Annotated in this window: 2 protein-coding genes and 1 pseudogene; all 3 read right to left on the bottom strand. The window is 47.5% G+C overall.

What is annotated here, in order from left to right:
* Window positions 1-262: pseudogene (locus ACXLDX_RS01430) on the bottom strand (hypothetical protein); the annotation flags it as partial.
* 114 nt (window positions 263-376) lie between these two features.
* Window positions 377-1,096, bottom strand: a complete 720-nt coding sequence (locus tag ACXLDX_RS01425; protein WP_457575406.1) for a metallophosphoesterase family protein — start codon at window positions 1,094-1,096, stop codon at window positions 377-379.
* A gap of 9 nt (window positions 1,097-1,105) precedes the next feature.
* Window positions 1,106-2,632: cardiolipin synthase (cls, locus tag ACXLDX_RS01420; RefSeq protein WP_457575405.1), on the bottom strand; the 1,527-nt coding region annotated here is incomplete at its 5' end.

The raw sequence follows: 2,632 nt of genomic DNA, 5'->3' as shown, positions 1-2,632 counted from the left end.
TTTTTATCAGTTCCGCCTGATAGGGCTTGAGCTCTTCAGAGCAGTAATATTTGAGCAGGGCGGCTTCAACAATTTTTTCTTTGTGCTTTTCCCCAAGCAGTTTGGTGATTATCCGGCTTTTGGTGGTGGGTGTCTGAATTTTTTTAGGTTTTTCAAACGATTTGACCACATCACGGATAACGGCAGTTGTTCCCTTGCCGGGGTCAAACGGGCACGATGGGCCAGCCTTCTTTTTTTTGGAATGTTTCTTTTTTATCTTCATAAAACGGTACCGTTGAGCAGGGGAGGGAGAAGGGTATTTCTGGAAAAAATCGGAAGAAAACACCCTGACATCACTTGCAGTATAGTAAGAAAAGAAAGGACTGCAAGTGAAAAATCAATTGAGTTTACGGCCTGAGAGAAACATCTGAGAATAAATCCCAGGGAGCTTTGCCCGAGCAAGTGCGTCTGTTGTTTCAGTAATATCATAGGGTATTCTATGGTGCGTGACGCGAACTTCCGGACCGGAAAGTGTCATGACGGCAAAACTGGCTCGAGGATCTCCGTCAAACATTCTTCCAACTGACCCGGGGTTGATGAAATGCACATTGCCAAGGAATTTGTAATAGGGCGTGTGGGAGTGACCGGTAATAATAATTTTTTTCCCACATTTTTCAGCCAGTTCGAGAAAACGTCTGTCGGGAGTATTTTGAAAAAGAAACTCATGGTGTGCTGCGGGACTGCCATGGAAGATGGCTGCCGGGTTCTCCCTTTTGAAAACGATATTCAGAGATTTGGGTAATGACTGCAGATAATCAGCCGGTTTTTCAGCAAGACTATCTGCGGTCCAGGTATACATGATCCTTTTCTCCGGATTCACGGGTTTTTTAAAGGTCTTTCCTTTAAGGAGTTTCAGCACTTTTTTGTCGGTATTGCCGAGAATGGATAACGTCCTGTACTGTTGGAGCCAGGATAGCGTTTGATTAGGAAAGGGACCATAGACAATGGAGTCACCGGCGTTGACAATGGTATCAAATTCACCCATGTTCAGGCTGTCTGCAACAGCTTTCAGGGCAGGGAAATTGGCATGGATGTCGGAGAGAAGCAGTATTTTCATATGTCTCCGTTACAGGAGAGGAGAGACAAGCAATGATAAATTTTCCTTGAATTTTTCCACGACGGTTCTGTCTGCAAATGGTGTCGTTTCTATCTCATGGGATTGATCGAGATAGCCCATTTGAACAGCGTGCAGGTCCTGGGTAAAAGACCTGCAGTAAATAAAAAGGGTTGCTTCAAAATTGAGCCAGAAACTTCTCATGTCCAGGTTCACGGAGCCGAAGAGTGAAAGATCGCCGTCAACGGTTATTGTTTTGGAATGGAGCAGTCCTCCCCGGAAAAGGTAGATTTTGACCCCGGATTCCGTCAATTCCTCGTAGCGGGCACGGCTGGCGTACTTGACCAGTACGGAATCATTTTTTTCGGGAACTATGATTTTGACTTCCACTCCCCGCTGGGCTGCAGCTTTCAGGGCCATCAGAAGCGGTTCGTCGGGTATAAAATAAGGGGTGGTCATAATCAGCTCGTGCCTGGCCGCATATATTGTTGTCAGCAGAAGAGCATGGATTGCTTCCGGGGCAAAACCGGGACCGGACGGGACAATTTGAACTGCTGATTTGCCTGCAATGGGACGTTGCCTGATATCGCCGATACGCCGCAATGTTTCGACATCTTCAATAATAGATCGGGAGCGGAACTGGCCCACGTCGGCTTCAAGAAACCAGTCGCTGATAAATGTTCCGGCAAGACTTTCAACAACGGGACCTTCAACCCGTACCATTGTATCTACCCAGTTTCCAACACCGGCATCTACTTTAAATACGTCCGGATCAACCATGTTCTGACTGCCTGTATAGGCAACCTCTCCGTCAATAACAACTATTTTTCTGTGATTGCGGATGTCTATCCGGGAGAAAAAAACCATGAACAGACCAGCCGGTAATGATTCCTGGATTTTGACCCCTGCGTCTTTCAGGGATTTGGCTGTTTTGCTCTTGAGAAAATGTCTGCTGCCGATGGAATCAAGAAGAACCCGGCAGGTAACACCCCGGGACGCTGCACGAATCAGGGCATGGGCAATTCTGTCGACTCTGCCGCCTTCTTCCCAGATATAGAACTGCAGGTGACAGGTTGAGCGGGACCGGTCGATATCTTTCAAAATTGCGGTCAGGATATCTTCAGGGTTATCGATCAGTTGCAGTCTGTTGCCGGCCATTGCAGGAATTCCGATAAGTGTTTCGGCCTGCCGGTGAAGGGGCTCACATTCAGGGTTGAGGTGTTCCCAGGAAACAGGCGCCCTTGTCCGTAGTGATTTCAGCCAGTGTTGATATTGATTGTAGGAAACCTTGGCTCTCTCGGAACGTCTCTCGGGAATACGGTTTTCCCCGAAAAGGAGGTAAAAAATACCACCTATAAACGGGATAAGCAGAATGACAATAAGCCATGCCAGGGAAACCCCGTAGGGGCGTTTGCGCATGATCACCCGGAGCGACAGGGCGATACGGATGAAGAAATCTGCAAGAAGCAGGGTTGTGGAGTAAATGGAATAACTCCAGTGTGGTTCAGGAATAGTCATACACTTCAGACTGTCTGTTCT

It is taken from the genome of Desulfomarina sp. (assembly GCF_054039375.1).
The sequence above is the reverse complement of the archived record's forward strand: the minus strand, read 5'-3'. Positions and strand labels throughout refer to the sequence as shown.

Excerpts from the sequence above, each read along its gene's own strand:
- ACXLDX_RS01425 (WP_457575406.1), bottom strand. The coding sequence starts at position 1,096 with ATGAAAATACTGCTTCTCTCCGACATCCATGCCAATTTCCCTGCCCTG.